The 18,174-nt window shown below is 66.0% G+C and carries 21 protein-coding genes and 1 tRNA gene; 14 read left to right on the top strand and 8 right to left on the bottom strand.

The window, feature by feature from the left end; genetic code table 11:
- Window positions 1–18: 18 nt before the first annotated feature.
- Window positions 19–420 carry a helix-turn-helix domain-containing protein gene (locus AC2A1N_RS11035; protein ID WP_061478466.1) on the bottom strand — a complete coding sequence of 134 codons (402 nt, stop codon included), beginning with the start codon at window positions 418–420 and terminating at the stop codon, window positions 19–21.
- Between the two features lie 111 nt (window positions 421–531).
- Between AC2A1N_RS11035 and AC2A1N_RS11030 the strand changes: the two genes are divergently transcribed.
- Both AC2A1N_RS11030 and AC2A1N_RS11025 read left to right on the top strand, forming a co-directional pair.
- Window positions 532–735, top strand: a complete 204-nt coding sequence (locus tag AC2A1N_RS11030; protein ID WP_061478465.1) for a helix-turn-helix domain-containing protein — start codon at window positions 532–534, stop codon at window positions 733–735.
- Between the two features lie 358 nt (window positions 736–1,093).
- Window positions 1,094–1,330, top strand: coding sequence for a hypothetical protein (locus AC2A1N_RS11025; RefSeq protein WP_005416001.1), 237 nt, complete (start codon window positions 1,094–1,096; stop codon window positions 1,328–1,330).
- A gap of 9 nt (window positions 1,331–1,339) precedes the next feature.
- Here AC2A1N_RS11025 and AC2A1N_RS11020 read toward each other — a convergent pair whose 3' ends face one another.
- Both AC2A1N_RS11020 and AC2A1N_RS11015 read right to left on the bottom strand, forming a co-directional pair.
- Window positions 1,340–2,389 (bottom strand): 4Fe-4S dicluster domain-containing protein, encoded by a 1,050-nt coding sequence (locus tag AC2A1N_RS11020; protein WP_061478463.1) that lies wholly within the window; start codon window positions 2,387–2,389, stop codon window positions 1,340–1,342.
- Window positions 2,386–2,673, bottom strand: coding sequence for a hypothetical protein (locus AC2A1N_RS11015; protein WP_014036651.1), 288 nt, complete (start codon window positions 2,671–2,673; stop codon window positions 2,386–2,388). Before AC2A1N_RS11015 ends, AC2A1N_RS11020 begins: the two co-directional genes overlap by 4 nt.
- Window positions 2,674–2,853: 180 nt before the next feature.
- On the opposite strand from AC2A1N_RS11015, the gene AC2A1N_RS11010 reads away from it, so the two are divergent.
- Together AC2A1N_RS11010 and hemN are read left to right on the top strand one after the other, a co-directional pair.
- Window positions 2,854–3,294: a group III truncated hemoglobin gene (locus AC2A1N_RS11010; protein ID WP_242891898.1), complete on the top strand. Its 441-nt coding sequence runs from the start codon at window positions 2,854–2,856 to the stop codon at window positions 3,292–3,294.
- A 44-nt stretch (window positions 3,295–3,338) separates the two neighbouring features.
- The gene (gene hemN / locus AC2A1N_RS11005) at window positions 3,339–4,748 is read left to right on the top strand and encodes an oxygen-independent coproporphyrinogen III oxidase (protein ID WP_134968038.1); all 1,410 of its coding nucleotides are present in this window, start codon (window positions 3,339–3,341) and stop codon (window positions 4,746–4,748) included.
- A gap of 21 nt (window positions 4,749–4,769) precedes the next feature.
- Here hemN and AC2A1N_RS11000 read toward each other — a convergent pair.
- Window positions 4,770–4,856: transfer RNA gene (locus tag AC2A1N_RS11000), tRNA-Leu, on the bottom strand.
- 130 nt (window positions 4,857–4,986) lie between these two features.
- Between AC2A1N_RS11000 and AC2A1N_RS10995 the strand changes: the two genes are divergently transcribed.
- The 4 genes from AC2A1N_RS10995 (at window position 4,987) to AC2A1N_RS10980 (ending at window position 9,128) form a co-directional block, all read left to right on the top strand.
- A complete protein-coding gene (locus AC2A1N_RS10995) occupies window positions 4,987–5,421 on the top strand; it encodes a BLUF domain-containing protein (RefSeq protein ID WP_061478460.1) in 435 nt (144 codons plus the stop codon).
- Between the two features lie 143 nt (window positions 5,422–5,564).
- Window positions 5,565–6,851, top strand: a complete 1,287-nt coding sequence (locus AC2A1N_RS10990) for a nucleotide sugar dehydrogenase (protein WP_134968039.1) — start codon at window positions 5,565–5,567, stop codon at window positions 6,849–6,851.
- Between the two features lie 55 nt (window positions 6,852–6,906).
- The gene (locus AC2A1N_RS10985; RefSeq protein WP_061478458.1) at window positions 6,907–8,529 is read left to right on the top strand and encodes an FMN-binding glutamate synthase family protein; all 1,623 of its coding nucleotides are present in this window, start codon (window positions 6,907–6,909) and stop codon (window positions 8,527–8,529) included.
- 137 nt (window positions 8,530–8,666) lie between these two features.
- Entirely contained in the window at window positions 8,667–9,128 is a 462-nt protein-coding gene (locus tag AC2A1N_RS10980) for a GNAT family N-acetyltransferase (RefSeq protein WP_061478457.1), read from the top strand.
- A 39-nt stretch (window positions 9,129–9,167) separates the two neighbouring features.
- On the opposite strand, the gene AC2A1N_RS10975 is transcribed toward AC2A1N_RS10980, so the two are convergent.
- Window positions 9,168–10,415 carry a TIGR03862 family flavoprotein gene (locus AC2A1N_RS10975; protein ID WP_242891896.1) on the bottom strand — a complete coding sequence of 416 codons (1,248 nt, stop codon included), beginning with the start codon at window positions 10,413–10,415 and terminating at the stop codon, window positions 9,168–9,170.
- Window positions 10,402–10,836 (bottom strand): FKBP-type peptidyl-prolyl cis-trans isomerase, encoded by a 435-nt coding sequence (locus tag AC2A1N_RS10970; protein WP_049414258.1) that lies wholly within the window; start codon window positions 10,834–10,836, stop codon window positions 10,402–10,404. The genes AC2A1N_RS10975 and AC2A1N_RS10970 overlap by 14 nt, the downstream gene beginning before the upstream one ends.
- A 70-nt stretch (window positions 10,837–10,906) precedes the next feature.
- Between AC2A1N_RS10970 and AC2A1N_RS10965 the strand changes: the two genes are divergently transcribed.
- From AC2A1N_RS10965 to AC2A1N_RS10950, 4 genes are all read left to right on the top strand, one after another.
- Window positions 10,907–11,272, top strand: coding sequence for a DUF6164 family protein (locus AC2A1N_RS10965; protein WP_242891894.1), 366 nt, complete (start codon window positions 10,907–10,909; stop codon window positions 11,270–11,272).
- A gap of 252 nt (window positions 11,273–11,524) precedes the next feature.
- Window positions 11,525–12,292 (top strand): sulfurtransferase, encoded by a 768-nt coding sequence (locus AC2A1N_RS10960; protein WP_061478453.1) that lies wholly within the window; start codon window positions 11,525–11,527, stop codon window positions 12,290–12,292.
- A gap of 190 nt (window positions 12,293–12,482) precedes the next feature.
- The gene (locus tag AC2A1N_RS10955) at window positions 12,483–13,478 is read left to right on the top strand and encodes an LLM class flavin-dependent oxidoreductase (protein ID WP_072166700.1); all 996 of its coding nucleotides are present in this window, start codon (window positions 12,483–12,485) and stop codon (window positions 13,476–13,478) included.
- A gap of 69 nt (window positions 13,479–13,547) precedes the next feature.
- Window positions 13,548–14,045 (top strand): pyridoxamine 5'-phosphate oxidase family protein, encoded by a 498-nt coding sequence (locus tag AC2A1N_RS10950; protein WP_005416015.1) that lies wholly within the window; start codon window positions 13,548–13,550, stop codon window positions 14,043–14,045.
- A gap of 112 nt (window positions 14,046–14,157) precedes the next feature.
- Here the strand turns inward: AC2A1N_RS10950 and AC2A1N_RS10945 are convergent, their stop codons facing one another.
- Entirely contained in the window at window positions 14,158–14,817 is a 660-nt protein-coding gene (locus AC2A1N_RS10945; RefSeq protein WP_053501113.1) for an exopolysaccharide biosynthesis protein, read from the bottom strand.
- Complete coding sequence (locus tag AC2A1N_RS10940) at window positions 14,801–16,105, bottom strand: hemolysin family protein (RefSeq protein WP_005416017.1); 1,305 nt, start codon at window positions 16,103–16,105, stop codon at window positions 14,801–14,803. The genes AC2A1N_RS10945 and AC2A1N_RS10940 overlap by 17 nt, the downstream gene beginning before the upstream one ends.
- Before the next feature lie 292 nt (window positions 16,106–16,397).
- Here AC2A1N_RS10940 and AC2A1N_RS10935 point away from each other — a divergent pair, with 292 nt between their 5' ends.
- On the top strand, window positions 16,398–17,024 hold the full coding sequence (locus AC2A1N_RS10935) for a DUF47 domain-containing protein (RefSeq protein ID WP_484372245.1): 627 nt from the start codon (window positions 16,398–16,400) through the stop codon (window positions 17,022–17,024).
- A 13-nt stretch (window positions 17,025–17,037) separates the two neighbouring features.
- On the top strand, window positions 17,038–18,159 hold the full coding sequence (locus AC2A1N_RS10930; protein ID WP_014646691.1) for an inorganic phosphate transporter: 1,122 nt from the start codon (window positions 17,038–17,040) through the stop codon (window positions 18,157–18,159).
- The last annotated feature ends 15 nt before the right edge of the window (window positions 18,160–18,174 follow it).

The following is an 18,174-nucleotide window of genomic DNA, read 5'->3' as shown; positions in this document are numbered from 1 at the left end:
CTACCAGTGGCAGTGCATTCACGTCATCGAGGTCGTCAGCACCCGGATGACCTTGCTGCGGCTGAAGCCGTCCATCAGCAGTTCGAAGGCCAGCAGGTCCAGGGCCGCGTGGCGGCGATGGTCGATCTGCAATCCCTTCTCCTCCACCAGATGGCTGACCAGTTCGTAGGCGTCCTGCCAGACATCCAGGTGGGCCTGGCTGGGAATATAGGTATTGCCCCGCTCACCGACGCCAAGCCCGCTCACGCCGTACAGCAGTTCACGCGCGTCCAGTTTGGCCGCATCGGCGATGCGGAACAGCTGTTCGGCCTTCACATGGGCGGGGCTGACATGGTCGTTGAGCCAGTTGCTGATGGTTGCCGTCGTCGAATCGGCGGCGCGGGCCAGATCGGCCGGGCGAGGGTGCCCGGCTTTCTTCATGGCAATGGCGAGTCGTTGGCCGAGAGTATTCATCTATGCAAGCCAGCTTAACGCGTGGATCGCAAAGTTCCCTTGTTCCAAGAATAAGTCTGGTTAACAGAAGGACCGACCGTGACCGAATTCTGGAGCAAGGGGCAGGTACGCGCCCGGCTGGGTTTCCGGACCGATGCCGAACTGGCGCGCTTTTTTGGCATAAGCCGATCTGCCGTGTCGCAATGGCCCAAGAACTTTCCGATTCCTGCGCTACGCCAATACATCCTGCATCAGCGCTATCCCAACCTGTTCCCCGCGACTGAGGCTACGCAGGGCGAGTAAGCCTCAACTACGCCGCCTTATGTCGCATATAGCACTCTAAACAGCATTTGCTAAGTATGCTTAGCAACATTGGAAACTTCGATGGAACGGGGCTTGCCCATCGATGGCGCCTACCAAAGCGGGGCCGGGAAATCGGAGCAGTGTGTCGGGTCCGACCCATCCGGGTACCCCGTCTCCCCGTATGTGGTTTCGTGAACGATTAATAATTTCAATCACGAAAGTCGCGGCATGTAATTGACCTGTCGTGAAATCTATGACTAATTGGGATCAACCGGACGTGAAGCCCGGGAGTCTTTCAGTAGCTCGCAAGTGAGTCGGTAGACCGTCAACGATGCAGGACAAGTCCAACGGAGGTCGTATGGAATACGGCATGCATGGCTTGGCTGAACGGGTACGCCGCGAACTGGAAGCCAGTTATCACAAACACGGATGCGGTCCGGCGTTCTGGGATACCTACCAGCAGGTGCTGGACCGCCTGGTCCCGCAGGGGACCGAGCGTACCGAAGTCACCAATGAAATGGCGCTGATCATCGAGCAGCTGGGCATCGTCCGACGTGCGCAGTTGGTGCCGCCGCACGCCAACGGGCCGCGTTGATCCGTTGATTCAAAGCAGGCGCCAGGCGCCGCAGGCCAACAGCGCCAGCAGCATCGACAGCAGTGCCAGGGTCCGCGGTCGCCACCATTGCCGCGGTTGCCCGGCCATGGCCTGCGGACTGCAGTAGCGTACCAGCCCCGGGCCGAAACCGGCCTGGTGCTGCTGCTGCGAGCAGGCCTCCAGGCAGGCGCCGCAGGCCAGGCAATCGGCCTGAGGTCCCTGGCGGATATCCAGTTGCATCGGGCAGGCGCTGACACAGGCAGCGCAATCGGTGCAGTCGCCCAGGCGGTCGGCGCTGAAGGTAGGCATCGGTCCGGCCAGCAGCGGATGTGCAGCGCGGAACACGTAGTCCTGTGCGGTGGTCGGGTCGAGCAGGCCACGGCCGCGTCCGAGCACGCCCCCCAGCCCCGACGGACGCATGCCGCGCGGTTCGCCGCGGCGCGCGTCGTACAACATGCGCGGTGTATGCGGATCGGTCAGCAGCGGCTGCAGGCGCGCGAACGGGCACAGCGAACGGCACACCTGCTCGCGCAGGAAGCCGGCATTGCCCCAGGTGGCGGCGGCATAGAACAGCACCCAGAACGTTTCCCAGCCGCTCCAGCCGGCATGCGGCGCGGCGGCCACCAGTTCTTCGATCGGGCTGAACAGACCGACGAACGTGATGCCGGTCCACAGCGACAGCAGCCCCCATGCCACCTGGGTGGCAGGGCCCACGCCGGGCGCCGGCAAGGCCCGGGCCATGGCGCGCGCAATCCAGTCGAAGGCGCGGCGCCATAGCGTCTGCGGGCAGGCGTGGCCGCACCAGATGCGGCCGGCGAGGTGGGTGAGCAGCGCGAGGCCGACCGCCAGCACCGCCAGCAACCCGATCAGCACGCCGACATCGCTGGGCCACAATGTCCAGCCAAACAGGTCAAAGCGCCGTGCGTTGATGTCCAGCAGCAAGGCCTGCCGCCCATTCCAGCGCAGCCATGGCAGGGCATAGAACAAGGCCAGCAAGAGCATGCTGAGCGCGGCGCGCCAATGCCAGCGGCGTGGGATTCCGGTGCAGGGCGTACTCATCCCAGCGGCAGCTCGTCGTCGTCGTCGCTTGGCATCGGTCGCTGCAGGTACCAGGTGACCGCGCTGGACAGTGCGGTCACCGACCAGAACATGAAGAATCCTGCCGTATAGCCCAGTTCGCGACTGATCGCCGTACCCGGAAAGCTGATCGCCTGCAGACGCAGCGGGTCGACAAAGGCGAAGAACACCACGCTGGCCAGGCCTGCAGCGATGAAGCTGGGCCAGAGGATGGCGCCCCAGTGCTGGATCAGCTGCTGGCGGCGGCTGGGAGAGGGTCTGTTCATGCTGTCCCGGATCGGAATTGAGGGCGGCGCGTATACTCCGCCGAGGCTGGCGCAGCATCCGCAGGGCATGCTTCCTGCAGGCGTGCCAGCCTAGGTGCAGCGAACTGCGCCGACATTGATCTGGATCAACGGCGGTGCCGGCCGGCTACGGCACACTGCCGGCAAGCTTTGGGTGCCCCGATGAACGTAACGCCGCCGCCCGTCCTGCCCGTCGCCTTGCCCGGGTTGTGCACCGAGCAGGAAGTGACCCGCCTGGTCCACGACTTCTATGCGCGCGTGCGCGAGGAAGAGCGGTTGGGGCCTGTGTTCGAGTCGCACGTCCACGACTGGCCGGAACACCTGGCGCAGCTGGTCGATTTCTGGTCGGCAATGCTGCGCGGCACGCGCCGCTTCAAGGGCTCGCCGATGTCCAAGCACATGGCCATCGAGCTGGACAAGGACCTGTTCGACCGCTGGCTGGTGCTGTTCCGGATCACCACCGCCGAGTGCGGCAATCCGCCCATGCAGGTGCTGGCCAACGACGTCGCCACGCGCATCGGTGACACCTTCTGGAAGCGCTACCAGATGCTGCGCTGGCCGCAGGTCGGCCTGCCGGTGCTGGGAATCCCCGCCCGCGATTGATCTGGGTCAAGGCGGTCGGGTACGCCCGGCGCGATGCTGGCGGCATGGACACGTTCTCTCCCGCCGCCGGCGGTCTTGCCTGGACCTTCGACCCCGACCTGCTGCGCCGGCATGACCGGCCGGGGCCGCGCTACACCTCGTATCCGACCGCGCCTCATTTCCACGATGGCTTCGATGCGCCGGCACTGCGCCAGGCAATCGCCGACAGCAACCAGCTGGCCCGCGCGCTGTCGCTGTACGTGCATGTGCCGTACTGCTCCAGCCCCTGCTTCTACTGCGGCTGCAACCGGGTGATCACCCGCGACCGCGGCCGTGGCCACAGCTACGTCGCGCGTGTGCTGGCCGAGGCCGACCTGCTGGCGCCGCAGTTCGAGGACGGCCGTGAGGTCATCCAGCTGCACCTGGGCGGGGGCACGCCGAACTTCCTCGAGGCCGAGGCGATGACCGCGCTGGTTGAAGGACTGCGCCGGCGCTTTGATTTCAGCGATTCGCCGCAGCGCGATTTCTCGATCGAACTCGATCCGCGCTTCATCGATACCCGCGATGTCGCCATGCTGGCGCGGCTGGGCTTCAACCGCGCCAGCCTGGGCGTGCAGGACTTCGACCCACAGGTACAGGAAGCGATCAACCGCGTGCAGGGCGTGCAGCAGACGCTGGACATCCTGCAGGCCTGCCGCGACAGCGGCATGCGTTCGGTCAACGTCGACCTGATCTATGGGCTGCCGGGACAGAGCCTGGAAGGGTTTGGCCGCACCCTGGAGCGGGTGCTGGCATTGCGCCCGGATCGCCTGGCGGTGTACGGCTACGCACACCTGCCGCATCTGTTCCGCGCACAGAAGCAGATCGACGAACGCCACTTGCCTTCGCCGGAAGACAAGCTGGCGCTGCTGGGCCTGGCGGTGGAGAAACTCTCTGCGGCCGGCTACCAGTACATTGGCATGGATCACTTCGCATTGCCGGAAGAAGATCTGTCACGTGCGCAGCGCGCCGGGCAGCTGCATCGCAATTTCATGGGCTATACCACCCACGCCGATACCGATCTGCTCGGCCTGGGCGTGAGTGCGATCAGCCACATCGGTGCCACCTACAGCCAGAATCCGCGCGACCTGCCGTCGTGGGAGGATGCCGTGGACCAGGGTCAGTTGCCGGTGTGGCGCGGCGTGGCGCTCAGCGCCGACGACCAGCTGCGCGCAGAACTGATCCAGCAGCTGATGTGCCAGGGCGAGGTGGACGGTGCGGTGCTGGGCCAGCGCCATGGCGTGGATTTCGAGCAGTACTTCGCCGAAGACCTGCGTTCGGTGCAGCGGCTGCAGGAAGACGGCCTCGCCGAGTACCGTGACGGTGTAGTGCGCGCCAGCGAGCCTGGACGGCCGTTGCTCCGGCTGCTGGCGATGTGCTTCGACCCGTACCTGCGTGCCGCCTGCGAGCAGCCGCGCTACTCGCGTGCAATCTGACGTTCGTCGTGAAAAGTGCGATGGTGCCCGGAGCCGGAATCGAACCGGCATGGGGTTGCCCCCGGCGGATTTTAAGTCCGATGCGTCTACCAGTTTCGCCATCCGGGCCTGCAGCGCGGCGCCGATTGTAGCCCAGCTGCAGCATCCCGACCGGATTGCAGTGGAGCGGCGGTGTGCTTAACTGTCGCTCCCATTCATGTCATAGTCCAAAGCCTCGTTCCCAGGGGGGAGCCACCCGATGTCGCTGCACGCGATTGCCTATGCCAGCGAGGCCCGCGCCGACCTGCAGACAACCGATCTTGACCGCCTGCTGGCCGATGCCACGGCATTCAACCGAGTAGCCGGTGTCACGGGTGTGCTGATGTTCGATGGCAGCCGTTTCCTGCAGTACCTGGAAGGCCCGGAGGATGGCATCGATTCGGTGTACCAGCGCATCGCCAATGCGCGCAGCCATGGACAACTGAAGGTGCTGTGCAGCGCGCCGGTGGCGCAGCGGGCATTCCCGCGCTGGTCGATGGGGACCCGGCGCATTGATACAGAACTGCTGGTACAGATCGTCGACGCCTCATGGCCGGGCTTCGTGCTTGGCGGCGGTGGCTTCGAGCGCCTGCTGCAGGCCTGGACCGGCGCCGATGGCGAACTGGAGCCGGCCGCGGTCGCATTGGGTTCCTGACCCCACCTTGGCGGCCGGGCACCCGGGCCGTTAGGCTGTAGCCTTTCTGGCATGGATCTTCCCGGAGTGGCAAAGCGAATGAGTAGGTCGGCCATGCCCATGGCAGTACGCATGCGATTTCAGCCGTTGCATGGGATGCGGCGTTGAGCGCGCCGCTTGCGGCAGCAGCGTCGCCGCGCTTCGCGGTGATCGGGCTGGGCTACGTGGGCCTGCCACTGGCGGTGGCCTTCGGCCGGCACTGGCCGACGCTCGGCTTCGACATCGATGCTGATCGCATCGCCGAGCTCCGTGACGGCCAGGACCATACGCTGGAAATGGAGGCCGATGAGCTGGCCAGTGCGCAGCAGTTGCAGTACGGCAGCGATCCGGCTTTGCTCGATGCCTGCAATGTCTACATCGTTACCGTGCCGACCCCGATCGATGCCTATGAGCAGCCCGATCTGGAGCCGCTGCGTTCGGCGACGCGGCTGATCGCCAGCCACCTGCGTGCGGGTGACCTGGTGATCTACGAATCCACGGTGTACCCCGGCACCACCGAAGAGGTCTGCGTGCCGCTGCTGGAGCAGCTGTCCGGGCTGCGCTTCAACGAAGACTTCTACTGTGGTTACAGCCCGGAGCGGGTCAGCCCCGGCGACCGACAGCGGCGCCTGGCCGATATCCGCAAGATCACCTCGGGGTCGACACCGGAAGTGGCTGCGGTGATTGATGGCCTGTACCAGCGCATCATCGCCGCCGGTACCTTCCCGGCGCCGTCGATGCGTGTGGCCGAAGCGGCCAAGGTGGTGGAGAACATCCAGCGTGACGTCAACATCGCGCTGGTCAATGAGCTGGCGCTGATCTTCGACCGGCTCGGCATCGACACCCAGGATGTGCTCGACGCCGCCGGCAGCAAGTGGAACTTCCTGCCGTTCCGGCCGGGCCTGGTCGGCGGCCACTGCATCGGCGTGGACCCGTACTACCTGCTGCACAAGTCCGAGAGCGTGGGTTACCACCCGGACCTGATCCACACCGCGCGGCAGGTCAACAACCGCGTCGGTGAGCACGTGGCGTCGCGTGTGCTGGCAATGCTGGCCGAACGCGGCCGCGCACCTGCGCAGTCGCGTATCCTGGTGCTGGGCGTGACCTTCAAGGAGGATTGCCCGGACCTGCGCAACAGCCGCGCGCTGGAACTGGCGCAGCGCCTGCGTGATGCCGGCGCACAGGTGGAGGTCAGCGACCCGTGGGTCGGCCCGGCGGCATTGGCCGACGCGGGCGTGCACTGGCTGGCCGAGCCGTTGGCGGGGAGTTACGACGCCGTAGTTCTGGCAGTGGCCCATGCCCGATTCAAAGCCATGGATGACGCCGCAATCCAGGCGCTGCTGGCGCCCGGCGGCATCGTCTACGACGTGAAATCGGCCTGGCCGCGCAACGTGGTTGACGGTCGCCTGTAAACGCCGGTGATGGCCGGCGCGGTAGACTCGCAGGCAGTTGCAACCAAGGAACGCCATGCACCGGTATATCGTCTACCTGCTCGCCATCCTGATGTTTCCCATCTGCCTGTGGTTGGCCACGATCTGGCCGGCCTGGTACTGGGGCGTCGGCCTGACTGCCGCGATGGTGGCGCTGGGGACCTGGGATCTGCTGCAGAAGCGCAGCACGCTGCGCCGCAACTATCCGGTGATGGCGCATTTCCGCTATGGCCTGGAATCAATCGGCCCGGAAATCCGCCAGTACTTCGTGCAGAGCGACCTGGAGGACGTGCCGTTCTCGCGCCAGCAGCGTGCGCTGATCTACCAGCGCGCAAAGAACGAAATGGACACGGTGCCGTTCGGTACCCTGCGCAGTACCTATGCGGTGGATTACGAGTGGATCAACCATTCGCTGGCTCCCACCTCCATTGCCAAGCATGATTTCCGCGTGCTGATTGGGCCGAACTGCGCCAAGCCTTATTCGGCCAGCGTGTTCAACATCTCGGCGATGAGCTTCGGTTCGCTCTCGGCCAACGCGATCCGCGCACTGAACGAAGGTGCGCGGCGCGGTGGCTTCTACCACGACACCGGCGAAGGTTCGATTTCGCCCTACCACCGCGAGATGGGCGGCGATCTGGTCTGGGAAATCGGCTCGGGCTACTTCGGCTGCCGTGACGAGAAGGGGGGGTTCAGCGAAGAGCGCTTCGTCGCCAACGCTACCCACGACCAGGTCAAGATGATCGAGATCAAGCTGTCGCAGGGTGCCAAGCCGGGCCACGGCGGCGTGCTGCCGGCACCAAAGGTGACCGCCGAAATATCGGTGACCCGTGGTGTTCCGATGGGCGTGGACTGCGTATCGCCGTCGCGTCACTCGGCATTCTCGACGCCGGTCGAACTGTTGCAGTTCGTGGCCCGGCTGCGCGAGCTGTCCGGTGGCAAGCCGGTCGGTTTCAAGCTGGCCATCGGCCACCCCTGGGAATGGTTCGGCATCGCCAAGGCGATGCAGGAAACCGGGCTGCTGCCGGACTTCATCGTGGTCGATGGTGCCGAGGGAGGCACCGGCGCGGCGCCGGCTGAATTCGTCGACCATGTCGGCGTACCGATGCATGAAGCACTGCTGCTGGTGCACAACACCCTGGTCGGCCTGGACCTGCGCGAGCGCATCCGCATCGGCGCCGCTGGCAAGATCACCAGTGCGTTCGACATCGCGCGCACTATCGCGCTGGGTGCCGACTGGTGCAATGCCGGCCGAGGCTTCATGTTCGCGCTGGGCTGCATCCAGTCGTTGAGCTGCCACACCGACAAATGCCCGACCGGCATCGCGACCCAGGACCCTGCGCGCTGGAAGCATCTGGATGCACCGGACAAGGCCACCCGTGTGTACAGCTATCACGAGCACACGCTGCATGCCTTGAAGGAACTGTTGTGCGCGGCGGGCCTGAACGATCCGGCCGAGCTGGGGCCGGAGCACATCCTGCGTCGCGTGTCGCCGGTGGAAATCCGTTCGCTGGCGTCGCTTTACCGCTACCTGGAACCGGGCGAGCTGCTGCACAAGGTGCCCGACCATGCGGTGTTCCATGCATTCTGGGCCGATGCGCGCAGCGACTCGTTCCAGCCGCCGCCGAAGATCCAGGCTCTGCGCGCCAGCAAGTCGCGGTAGCGTGATGTTGTAGAGCCGAGCCCATGCTCGGCTGCCTTTCTGTAGAGTCAAGCCATGCTTGACTGCCTTTCGATCAGTCATCGCGAGGTCGGAACGAAGAACAGCCGAGCATGGGCTCGGCTCTACGAGGAGATGTCATGCAGTTCAGGACCGGTACCATCGACGATGTCGCCACGCTGTGGGCGTTGCGCACGCGTTGCGTGCGCGAGACCTGCAGCAGCCATTACCCACCCGAGGTCATTGCACCGTGGTCGGCCTCGCCGCCACCGTCGCAGTATGCGCGGTTGCTGGGGCAGGGCGGTTGCGTGGTGGCCGAGGACGGGCAGGGTGGCCTGCTCGGCTTCGGCGTCTTTGATGTCGATGCCAATGAAGTCGATGCGTTGTTCGTCGATCCGGATCATGGCGGCCTGGGCATTGGCCGGGCGCTGATGCAGCGCCTGCTGGCGATGGCTGATCGTGAGCGCGAGGTGGTGCTGTCGGCCTCGCTCAACGCCGTGCCGTTCTATCAACGGCAGGGCTTTGTCAGCGTGGGTGAGGAAGCCTATGCACATCCCAGCGGTGTGGCGTTGGCCTCGGTGAGCATGCGCAGGCCGTGGTGATGTGCCGTCGAGCATGGGCTCGACGCTACACGGCAGGCGTCACCGCCCGGCCAACCAACCGATCACGCCCTCGGCGGCACGCCGGCCACTGGCGTAGCACGCGGTCAGCAGGTAGCCGCCGGTGGGGGCCTCCCAGTCCAGCATTTCACCGGCGCAGAACACGCCAGGAACGGCCCGCAGCATCAGGCCGTCATCCAGCGCATCCAGGCGCACGCCACCGGCGGTGCTGATCACCTCGGCCATCGGCCTTGGGCGCAGCAGGCGCAGCGGCAGGTGCTTGAGCGTGGCGGCCACAGCCGGCAGGTCGTTGCCGGCCTCCCTGCCAAGAATCTCGAACACGAGTGCGGCCTTCACCGCATCCAGACCCGCCTGGCGGCGCAGGTGCTCGCCGAAGCTTCGGCCCTTGCGCGGACGTGACAGGTCGGCCAGCAGGCGCGCCTCGTCGCGACCCGGCACCAGGTCCAGCCACAGCATTGCGTGGCCATCGCGGTTGATGGTCTCGCGCAGGTCGGCGGCCAACGCGTAGACCAGACTGCCTTCAATGCCGTATTCGCTGGCCACGCACTCGCCTTGCAGCGACCGCGGTTGTCCAGCCAGGTCGATCCAGTGCGCGACCACCGGCCTCAATGGTGCGCCGGCATTGCGCTGGGCAAAGAACGGCGTCCAGTCCACGTCGAAGCCACAATTGGCTGACTGCAGCGGCGCGATGTCCACGCCACGCGCCTGCAGTGGCACGACCCAGGCGCCGTCGCTGCCCAGCTGCGGCCAACTGCCGCCGCCCATCGCCAGTACCGTGGCATCGGGGTGCACATCGATTTCCCCCGCCTCGGTGGCAAAGCGCAGGGCTCCGTCGTCGCTCCAGCCGATCCAACGGTGGTTGGCATGCAGGCGCACACCCTGATCCTTCAACCGGCGCACCCAGCCGCGCAGCAGCGGCGCCGCCTTGCGGTCGACCGGGAACACGCGGCCAGAGCTGCCCACATAGGTTTCCACGCCCAAGTCAGCGGCCCAGTCACGCAGTGCCTGCGCGTCGAAGCCATCCAGCCAGCTGCCGACCACGGCGGCCTGCTCGCGGTAGCGGCTGTCGAACAACGGCCGCGGATCGGAATGGGTGAGGTTGAGCCCGCCCTTACCGGCGATCAGGAACTTGCGGCCAGGCGACCCCTTGGCCTCGTACAGGTCGACCTCCAGCCCAGCGGCACGCAGGCGTTCGGCGGCGAACAGGCCGGCCGGGCCGCCGCCAATGACGACGACCCGATGGGGCATGGCGGCATTACGGTTTGACATCGAGCAGCTCGACGTCGAACACCAGCGACGAGCCCGCCGGAATCGGGCCGACCTTACGGTCCCCGTAACCGTAGTCCGGCGGAATCATCAGCGTGCGCTTGCCGCCGACCTTCATGCCGGCCACGCCCTCGTCCCAGCCGCGGATGACCTGGCCGGCGCCGAGCGCGAAGGTGAACGGCTCGCCGTGCTTGAAGGAGCTGTCAAAGGTCTTGCCGTGCCTGGTCTCGGTACGGTTGTCGTAGATCCAGCCGGTGTAGTGCACCGTGACCTTGCTGCCGGCGATGGCTTCGGCGCCGGTGCCGGGCACGGTATCGATCCGCTCGAAGGTGGTCAGCGTGCCGCCGGGCGGCGGGCCGGATGGTTCGGTCGAGCAGCCAGCGGCGGCGAGGGACAGCAGCAGGGGAAGCAGCAGGCGGCGCATCGGGCGTCTCCAGAAGGGCGCGGGGCGAGGGCGGCAAGGGTAGCGCATCGGCGCCGGGTATCATGGGGCCATGGCAAAACTCCTGCTCAATCTGCGCAATGTCGGCGACGACGAATATGCCGATGTCTGCACGCTGCTCGATCAGCACGGCATCGCCTGGTATCGCACCGAACCCAGCCCGTGGGGCATTTCCAATGGTGGCCTGTGGCTGCGCGACGACGCTGATCATCCGCGTGCGAAGGCGCTGATGGCGGAGTACCAGGCGGCGCGCGGCGTGCGCGTGCGGGCTGAACGCGAGCAGGCATTGCGCGAGGGGACGGCGGAGACATTTGGCAGCCTGTTCCGGCGCCGGCCGGCCTATGTGGTGCTGGGGCTGCTGGCGATGGCCGGCGCGGCGGCGCTGGTGCTGCTGCCGTTCCTGCTGTTGCGGGGGTAACGGGTTTCGGCCGGGTTGCACCCGGCACCCGCAGAGGCAACGGCAACGTCAGAAGCGGGTTTCCGTGGGATGGCGCGGCGGTGTGGGCAGGCGGGTCATGCCGTAAACCCATCTTTGGGGGCCAGATCAAACGGTCCCGCCTACCCAAACCGCCACGCTTCTGACAGTTCCCGCGATCTGAAGTTGATCCACGCCATCCGTGGATGAACGGGTAAATCTGACCCTGGGGCGGTCTGGCGCTAAAATGGCGGGATGATCGCCAATACCGCTGCCTATCACTTCGCCGTCATCGACGCTCCCCAGGCCCTGTGCGACCAGCTGCTGGCCCGTGCCGGGACGGCGCAGCTGCGCGGCACGATCCTGGTGGCCGGCGAGGGGCTGAACCTGTTCCTGGCGGGGGCGCCGGAGGCGGTCGAGGGCTTCTATGCAGCGCTGCGTGCCGATGCGCGTTTCGCCGGCATGCGGGTCAAGACCAGCCTGAGCGAGCACCAGCCGTTCGCGCGGCTGAAGGCCAAGGTCAAGGACGAGATCATCAGCTTCCGTCGCGATGACGGCCAGCCGTTGGACTATCCGCGCGCACCGTCGGTCGATCCGGCCACCGTGCAGCGTTGGCTGCGGCAGGGGCATGACGATGCCGGCAAGCCGGTGGTGATGCTCGATACCCGCAACCTGCAGGAAGTGGAGTACGGCACCTTCAAGGATGCGCTGGTGTTGCCCATCCGCAAGTTCACCGACCTGCCCGAGGCGCTGGCGCCGCATCGCGATGCGCTGCGGGACAGCACCGTGGTCAGTTTCTGCACCGGCGGCATCCGCTGCGAGAAGGCCGCGCTGTGGATGGTCAATGACGGCATGGACAATGTGCTGCAGCTCGATGGCGGCATCCTCGGCTACTTCGAGGAGGTGGGTGGCGAAGGCTACGAAGGCCGCTGCTTCGTGTTCGATGAGCGCGTGGCGCTGGATGCCGAGCTGAAGCCGATGGTCGACCAGCCGCTGCCCGAACCGCGCCCCAGCGCGTTCTGACTGCATTTCTGTAGAGCCGAGCCCATGCTCGGCCGCTGTTGGTCGACGAAAGGCAGCCGAGCATGGGCTCGGCTCCACGATCCGGTGGGCGTTGAACCTGCCCTACGGGAATCAGCATCCCGCCACCGTCACTGGCCGCTGCGCCCGGCCGCCCCCATGCAAGGGTGATCCTGTGACGGAAAACCGCCTGATGATCCCGTTGTCGATCCTTGACCTGGCCCCGGTCTGCGAGGGCAGTGACACCACCGCCGCCTTCGCCAACATGCTGGAACTGGCGCAGCACGCCGATGCGCTGGGCTACCGCCGCTACTGGCTGGCCGAACACCACAACATGCCCGGCATCGCCAGTGCCGCCACCGCCGTGCTGATCGGCCATGTTGCCGGTGGCACCCGACGCATCCGTGTCGGCGCCGGCGGCATCATGCTGCCCAATCATGCCCCGCTGCAGGTGGCCGAGCAGTTCGGAACGCTGGCCTCGCTGTATCCGGACCGCATCGACCTTGGCCTGGGCCGTGCGCCGGGCACCGATCAGCCGACCGCGCGTGCACTGCGCCGCTATTTCGACAGCGCCGACCAGTTCCCGCAGGACGTGCGCGAGCTGCTGCACTACTTCGAGCCGGTCCAGCCTGGACAGGCGGTGCAGGCCGTTCCGGGGGGTGGCCTGCGGGTCCCGACCTGGATCCTCGGTTCAAGCCTGTTTGGCGCACGCATGGCCGCCTCGATGGGCCTGCCGTATGCATTCGCCTCGCATTTCGCGCCGGACGTGATGGACGAAGCGCTGGCGGTGTACCGCCGCGAATTCCGCCCCTCGGCCACGTTGAAGCAGCCGCACGCGATGCTGGCCCTGAATGTTGTTGCCAGCGACAGCGAGGCCGAGTCGCGTCGCCTGTTCACCAGCCAACAGCAGAGTTTCGTCAACCTGCGCCGCGGCCGGCCGGGCAAGATCCCGGCGCCGATCGACGACATTGAAGCCTTCTGGGAGCCGCACGAAAAGCTCGGTGTGGAACGGGCCCTGGCCTGCACTGTACTGGGCGATCCGCAGCAGGTGGCCGAGGGTATCGCCGCTTTCGTTGAGCGGCACAAGCCTGACGAGCTGATGCTCACTGCCAACCTGTATGACCACCGTGCGCGCCTGCGTTCCTTCGAGCTGGCGATGAACGCCTGGCATGGCCGCCACGCGGGCTGAACAATCGCGTCACGGCCCGTTGCGGCCGATCCGCGTCTGATGGGAGCTCCCCTTTCTGGAGTTCCCACCATGGCCGAGACCCGTGCCGAACACATTGCCCAGCTGGCTGAACTGATCAAGGACGTGGAGGTGGCGATGTTCACCACCACCGGCGTCGACGGGCGACTCTACAGCCGGCCGTTGGCCACCCAGCAGGTCGCCTTCGACGGTGACCTGTGGTTCGTGATCACCGCCGACAGCCCGAAGGTGGCCGAGATCGCGCTCGACCCGCGCGTCAATGTGGCCTATGCCTCGCCATCGAAGAACACCTATGTGTCTGTGGCGGGGCGGGCGCGGGTTGTCGATGATCGCGCGAAGATCGAAGAGCTGTGGTCGCCGGCGATGAAGCTGTTCTTCCCCGCCGGCAAGGAAGACCCCAACCTTCGCCTGATCCACGTGCGCGCCGATAGCGCCGAATACTGGGATGGCCCGGGCACCTTGCTGGGCAAGGCATTGAGCTTCGTGCTGTCGGCGGTGCAGGACGATCCGGCACCGCTGGCGGACAACGGATTCGTCGACCTTCGGTGATTGCCGCATCCACGCGTTGCGTGGATCTAGCGGATGCCGGTAGTGCCGGCCGTTGGCCGGCGACCCTGGAAACGTGGCAGCCGGTCATCGGCCGGCTCTACCGGATGCCGCTTCAGAACCAGCGCTGGAAAAGTTCCACTGTATAGCCCACCAGCTGCCCCGAACTGAAGCCGAAGAACGCGATCGCCACCAGCGCTGCGATCCAGTTGAACAGCATCAATGCACCATCGCGCTCCAGCAGCGCCAGCGAGAACAGCAGCAGCTGGAAGCCGAACAGGAAGTTGGTGAACGGAATCGGCAATGACAGCAGGATGCCCAGCAGCACCAGCAGCAGGCCGCTGAAGGCGTGCGCGGGCAGCGGTGTCAGCAACTGCGGCAGGCGAGGTTTCAGCATCCTGTCCAGCCGCCGCAACGGGCGATCGATACGGTCCAGGAAGCGGTGCATGGTGCCGCGCTTCGGCCCGCGTCGGGCAATGAAACCCGGCAGCCAGGGCCGGCGCAGGCAACACAGCATCTGCAGTCCGATCAGGACCACGAGTGGGCCGCTGACCGCACCCCCCATGCCCGGGATCGGGATGAACGAGGGCAGGATCGCCACGAACAGGAACACGCCAAACGCGCTCTGCTGCAGGTTGCTGAGGATCTGGCCAAGCGGCATGTGCTCGGCAGGATCGCCGGAGGCGAACATCTCCAGCAGGGTGCGGATGCCCTCGTTGCGGTAGGTCGGGCGCTGCGCGCCCTGGCCCTGGCCGGCCTCAGGCGGTGAGCTCATCGGCCTGCTCGTCGGATAACGTGCGCAGCAGCAGCTTGTCCACCCGCGCACCGTCCAGGTCGACCACCTCGAAGCGCCAGCCGGCCCAGTCGAAGTACTCGCCTGCGTGCGGGATGCGGCCGAAGTAATGGATGCACATGCCGGCCAGCGTGTAGTAGTCGCCATCCTCGGCATCGGGCAGGTCGTTGCTTCCGATCAGCTCGCGCAGGTCTTCGATCGGCAGCGAGCCGTCGACCAGCAGCGAGCCGTCCTCGCGGGTCACCACCAGTGCGTCTTCATCGGCATTCTCCACCGCCTGCAGGCGGCCGACCACGGCGCCCATCAGGTCGCTGATGGTCACCAGGCCCTGGATCTCGCCGTACTCGTCCACCACCAGCGCCATCGACTGCTGCTCCTCGCGGAAGATCTCCAGCAGCTTCATCGCGTGGGTCGATTCGGAGACGTACAGCGGTTCGCGCAGGGTCTGGAACAGCGCGTTGTCGCCGCGCGCCATGCGCGTGGCCAGCGATTTCAGCTCCAGCACGCCGACCACGTCCATGTCGTTGTCGCGGTACACCGGGTACCGCGAGAACTCGTGCTCGGCCATGATGTCCAGATTGCGCTCCAGCCCGGCCTGGGTGTCGAGCCAGGCAATGCGGTTGCGCGGGGTCATCAGGCTGTCGGCGGTGCGGTCGCCCAGGCGCATGACGCGGTTCATCATGTCGCGCTCGTGGGCGTCGATCACGCCAGCTTCGTGGCTCTCGGCCACCAGCATCCGGATCTCTTCTTCAGTCACCTGCGCGGCCTCGTCCTTGCCCAGGCCCAGCACCTTCAGTACCAGCTGGGTGGTCTTGGACAGGAGCCAGACGAAGGGCAGGGCCAGCCTGGCCAGCCAGCTCATCGGCATCGCGACCAGGCCGGCAATGGCCTCGGAGCGGGTCAGGGCCAGACGCTTGGGCACCAGTTCGCCGAAGATCAGCGTGATGAAGGTGATCAGCGAGACCGCCAGGGCGGTGCCCACTTCGCGCGCGTACGCAAAGCCGGGCATCAGGCCCTGCAGCCAGCCGGCGATCGCGTCGCCGATCGCATCACCACCGAGGTAGCCGGTCAGCACGCCGATCACGGTGATGCCGATCTGCACGGTGGACAGGAAGCTCTCTGGCTTCTCCGAAAGCTCCAGCGCCTTGGCGGCGCGCTTGGAGGTGGCGGCCATCTGCTTCAGGCGGCTCTTGCGCGAGGTCATGACCGACATCTCGGACATGGCGAAGAAGCCGTTCAGTAGAACCAGCGCGAAGACAATCAGGATCATTTCAAACACGGGCGTCGTCCCCGGTTGGTGGCAGGGAGGGCGGGTGCTTGCGATGGCGGCTGGCGCTCAGGAACAGGGTCCGGCGCGGCGCAGGGGGATAAGGGTCGTCGTCCATAAGGTGCGCCCGGAGGCGCGCTGGCATCTTAGCAAAGGGGCGTGGCAGGGTGGCAACCGCCTGTTCAGGTTGGGGGTCCCAGAGCCCGGAAAGGGCGCGGGGATACCCGTGATGGTCATCTAGCCGTCATAATTCGCTCTGGTGCCGTCCTTCCCGCGACGGCTGACAGGTTTCTCAATGTTCTCTCTGCAGACCATTTTCGGTTCCGGCAAACAGTTCTACACCCTGCTCGATGAGGCTGCCGTCGCGGCTTCCGATGCCGCCAAGGCGCTGCATTTCATGCTGCGCGAGGCCGACCGCCAGCCCGCGCTGGACGCCTTCAAGCTGGCCCGCCTGCGCGAACGCGCGGCCTCGGACAAGATCAGCCAGGCGCTGGTGGACAGCTTCATGACCCCGATCGAGCGCGAAGACATCGAAGCGCTGGGTTCGGCCCTGTACAAGATTCCGAAGCAGATCGAGAAGTTCGCCGATCGCTATTCGCTGGCCACGACCCACCTGGAGCACATCGACTTCGCGCCGCGCGCGGCGATGCTGGAACAGGCCGCCGGCGTGGTGGTGGAGATGGTGGCCGACCTGCGCCACATGAACCTGGACCGGATGACCGCGCTGAACGAGAAGCTGCGCTCGCTGGAGAACGAGGCCGACCGCCTGATGCTCGAGCTGTACCGCGACATCTACTCCGGTCGCCTGGACAACCTGCAGATGTTCCTGCTGAAGGAATTCTTCGAGATCCTGGAAAAGGCCATCGACCGTTGCCGCGAGGCCGGCGTGGTGGCGTACCAGATCGTGTTGAAGAACAGCTGACGGACGCCGCCGCATGTTGACCCTTGTCCTGGTGGTGATCCTGGCCGCGCTCGTCTTCGAGTTCATCAACGGCTTCCACGACACTGCCAACTCCATTGCCACCGTAGTGGCGACCAAGGTGCTCTCGCCCGGCTGGGCGGTGATGCTGGCCGCCTTCATGAACCTCATCGGTGCGCTGACCGGTACGGCGGTGGCGCTGACCATCGCCTCGGGCCTGCTCAACACCAACGTGGTCGAGGTTACTCCGCAGGTGATCCTGTGCGCCCTGCTGGGCGGCATCATCTGGAACCTGATCACCTGGTGGAAGGGCCTGCCGTCCTCGTCTTCGCACGCTCTGATCGGTGGCCTCTGCGGCGCCGGCCTGGCCGCGGCCCACAACAACTGGGACGCGCTGATCTGGTCCGAGCGCCTGGGCAGCTGGGCGCAGAACAAGGGCCTGCTGTGGAAGGTGTTCGTGCCGATGATCACCTCGCCGATCGCCGGTTTCCTGCTGGGCATCGTGGTGATGGTGCTGCTGTGGGCGCTGATCGCCGGCCTGGCCAAGATCGGTGGCGCCATCGGCCGCCTGGCCCGTCCGCGCATCGTCAATGCCTTCTTCGGCAAGGCGCAGATCGCCTCGGCGGCCTACATGGGCTTTGCCCACGGCCACAATGACGCGCAGAAGACCATGGGCATCATCGCGATGACCCTGATTGGTGCCGAAGCCACCGGCGCACTGAACGATCTGCCGTCCTGGCTGGCCTTCATGCACCCGGACGCGCACGCCGGAGACGGCATCGCCATGTGGATCGTACTCACCTGTGCGGTGGTGATGGCTGCCGGTACCGCCTCGGGTGGCTGGAAGATCATCAAGACCCTGGGCCACAAGATGGTCAAGCTGCACCCGATCCACGGCTTCGCCGCAGAGACCAGCTCGGCCACCATCCTGACCCTGGCGGCCCACTTCGGCATGCCGGTCTCGACCACGCATAGCATCTCCACCGCGATCATGGGCGTCGGTTTCGCCAAGAACCCGCGCTCGCTGAAGTTCGGCGTGATCGAGCGCATCGTCTGGGCTTGGATCCTGACCATTCCCGCGGCAGGCGGCTGTGCGTACCTGATCCTGAAGCTGTTCGAGCTGTTCGGCTGGACCTGATCGCCACGCCAAGGT

The sequence above is a fragment of the Stenotrophomonas maltophilia group sp. SKK55 genome, assembly GCF_057179845.1.
Note: the sequence above shows the minus strand (reverse complement) of the source record. Positions and strands in the feature narration are given on the sequence as shown.

What these genes read in the sequence shown, in the direction of transcription:
- AC2A1N_RS11035 (WP_061478466.1), bottom strand. Translation starts at nt 420, where the DNA reads ATGAAGAAAGCCGGGCACCCTCGCCCGGCCGATCTGGCCCGCGCCGCC.
- AC2A1N_RS11025 (WP_005416001.1), top strand. Translation starts at nt 1,094, where the DNA reads ATGGAATACGGCATGCATGGCTTGGCTGAACGGGTACGCCGCGAACTG.
- AC2A1N_RS11020 (WP_061478463.1), bottom strand. Translation starts at nt 2,389, where the DNA reads ATGAGTACGCCCTGCACCGGAATCCCACGCCGCTGGCATTGGCGCGCC.
- AC2A1N_RS11015 (WP_014036651.1), bottom strand. Translation starts at nt 2,673, where the DNA reads ATGAACAGACCCTCTCCCAGCCGCCGCCAGCAGCTGATCCAGCACTGG.
- AC2A1N_RS11010 (WP_242891898.1), top strand. Translation starts at nt 2,854, where the DNA reads ATGAACGTAACGCCGCCGCCCGTCCTGCCCGTCGCCTTGCCCGGGTTG.
- hemN (WP_134968038.1), top strand. Translation starts at nt 3,339, where the DNA reads ATGGACACGTTCTCTCCCGCCGCCGGCGGTCTTGCCTGGACCTTCGAC.
- AC2A1N_RS10995 (WP_061478460.1), top strand. Translation starts at nt 4,987, where the DNA reads ATGTCGCTGCACGCGATTGCCTATGCCAGCGAGGCCCGCGCCGACCTG.
- AC2A1N_RS10985 (WP_061478458.1), top strand. Translation starts at nt 6,907, where the DNA reads ATGCACCGGTATATCGTCTACCTGCTCGCCATCCTGATGTTTCCCATC.
- AC2A1N_RS10980 (WP_061478457.1), top strand. Translation starts at nt 8,667, where the DNA reads ATGCAGTTCAGGACCGGTACCATCGACGATGTCGCCACGCTGTGGGCG.
- AC2A1N_RS10975 (WP_242891896.1), bottom strand. Translation starts at nt 10,415, where the DNA reads ATGTCAAACCGTAATGCCGCCATGCCCCATCGGGTCGTCGTCATTGGC.
- AC2A1N_RS10970 (WP_049414258.1), bottom strand. Translation starts at nt 10,836, where the DNA reads ATGCGCCGCCTGCTGCTTCCCCTGCTGCTGTCCCTCGCCGCCGCTGGC.
- AC2A1N_RS10965 (WP_242891894.1), top strand. Translation starts at nt 10,907, where the DNA reads ATGGCAAAACTCCTGCTCAATCTGCGCAATGTCGGCGACGACGAATAT.
- AC2A1N_RS10960 (WP_061478453.1), top strand. Translation starts at nt 11,525, where the DNA reads ATGATCGCCAATACCGCTGCCTATCACTTCGCCGTCATCGACGCTCCC.
- AC2A1N_RS10955 (WP_072166700.1), top strand. Translation starts at nt 12,483, where the DNA reads ATGATCCCGTTGTCGATCCTTGACCTGGCCCCGGTCTGCGAGGGCAGT.
- AC2A1N_RS10950 (WP_005416015.1), top strand. Translation starts at nt 13,548, where the DNA reads ATGGCCGAGACCCGTGCCGAACACATTGCCCAGCTGGCTGAACTGATC.
- AC2A1N_RS10945 (WP_053501113.1), bottom strand. Translation starts at nt 14,817, where the DNA reads ATGAGCTCACCGCCTGAGGCCGGCCAGGGCCAGGGCGCGCAGCGCCCG.
- AC2A1N_RS10940 (WP_005416017.1), bottom strand. Translation starts at nt 16,105, where the DNA reads ATGATCCTGATTGTCTTCGCGCTGGTTCTACTGAACGGCTTCTTCGCC.
- AC2A1N_RS10935 (WP_484372245.1), top strand. Translation starts at nt 16,398, where the DNA reads ATGTTCTCTCTGCAGACCATTTTCGGTTCCGGCAAACAGTTCTACACC.
- AC2A1N_RS10930 (WP_014646691.1), top strand. Translation starts at nt 17,038, where the DNA reads ATGTTGACCCTTGTCCTGGTGGTGATCCTGGCCGCGCTCGTCTTCGAG.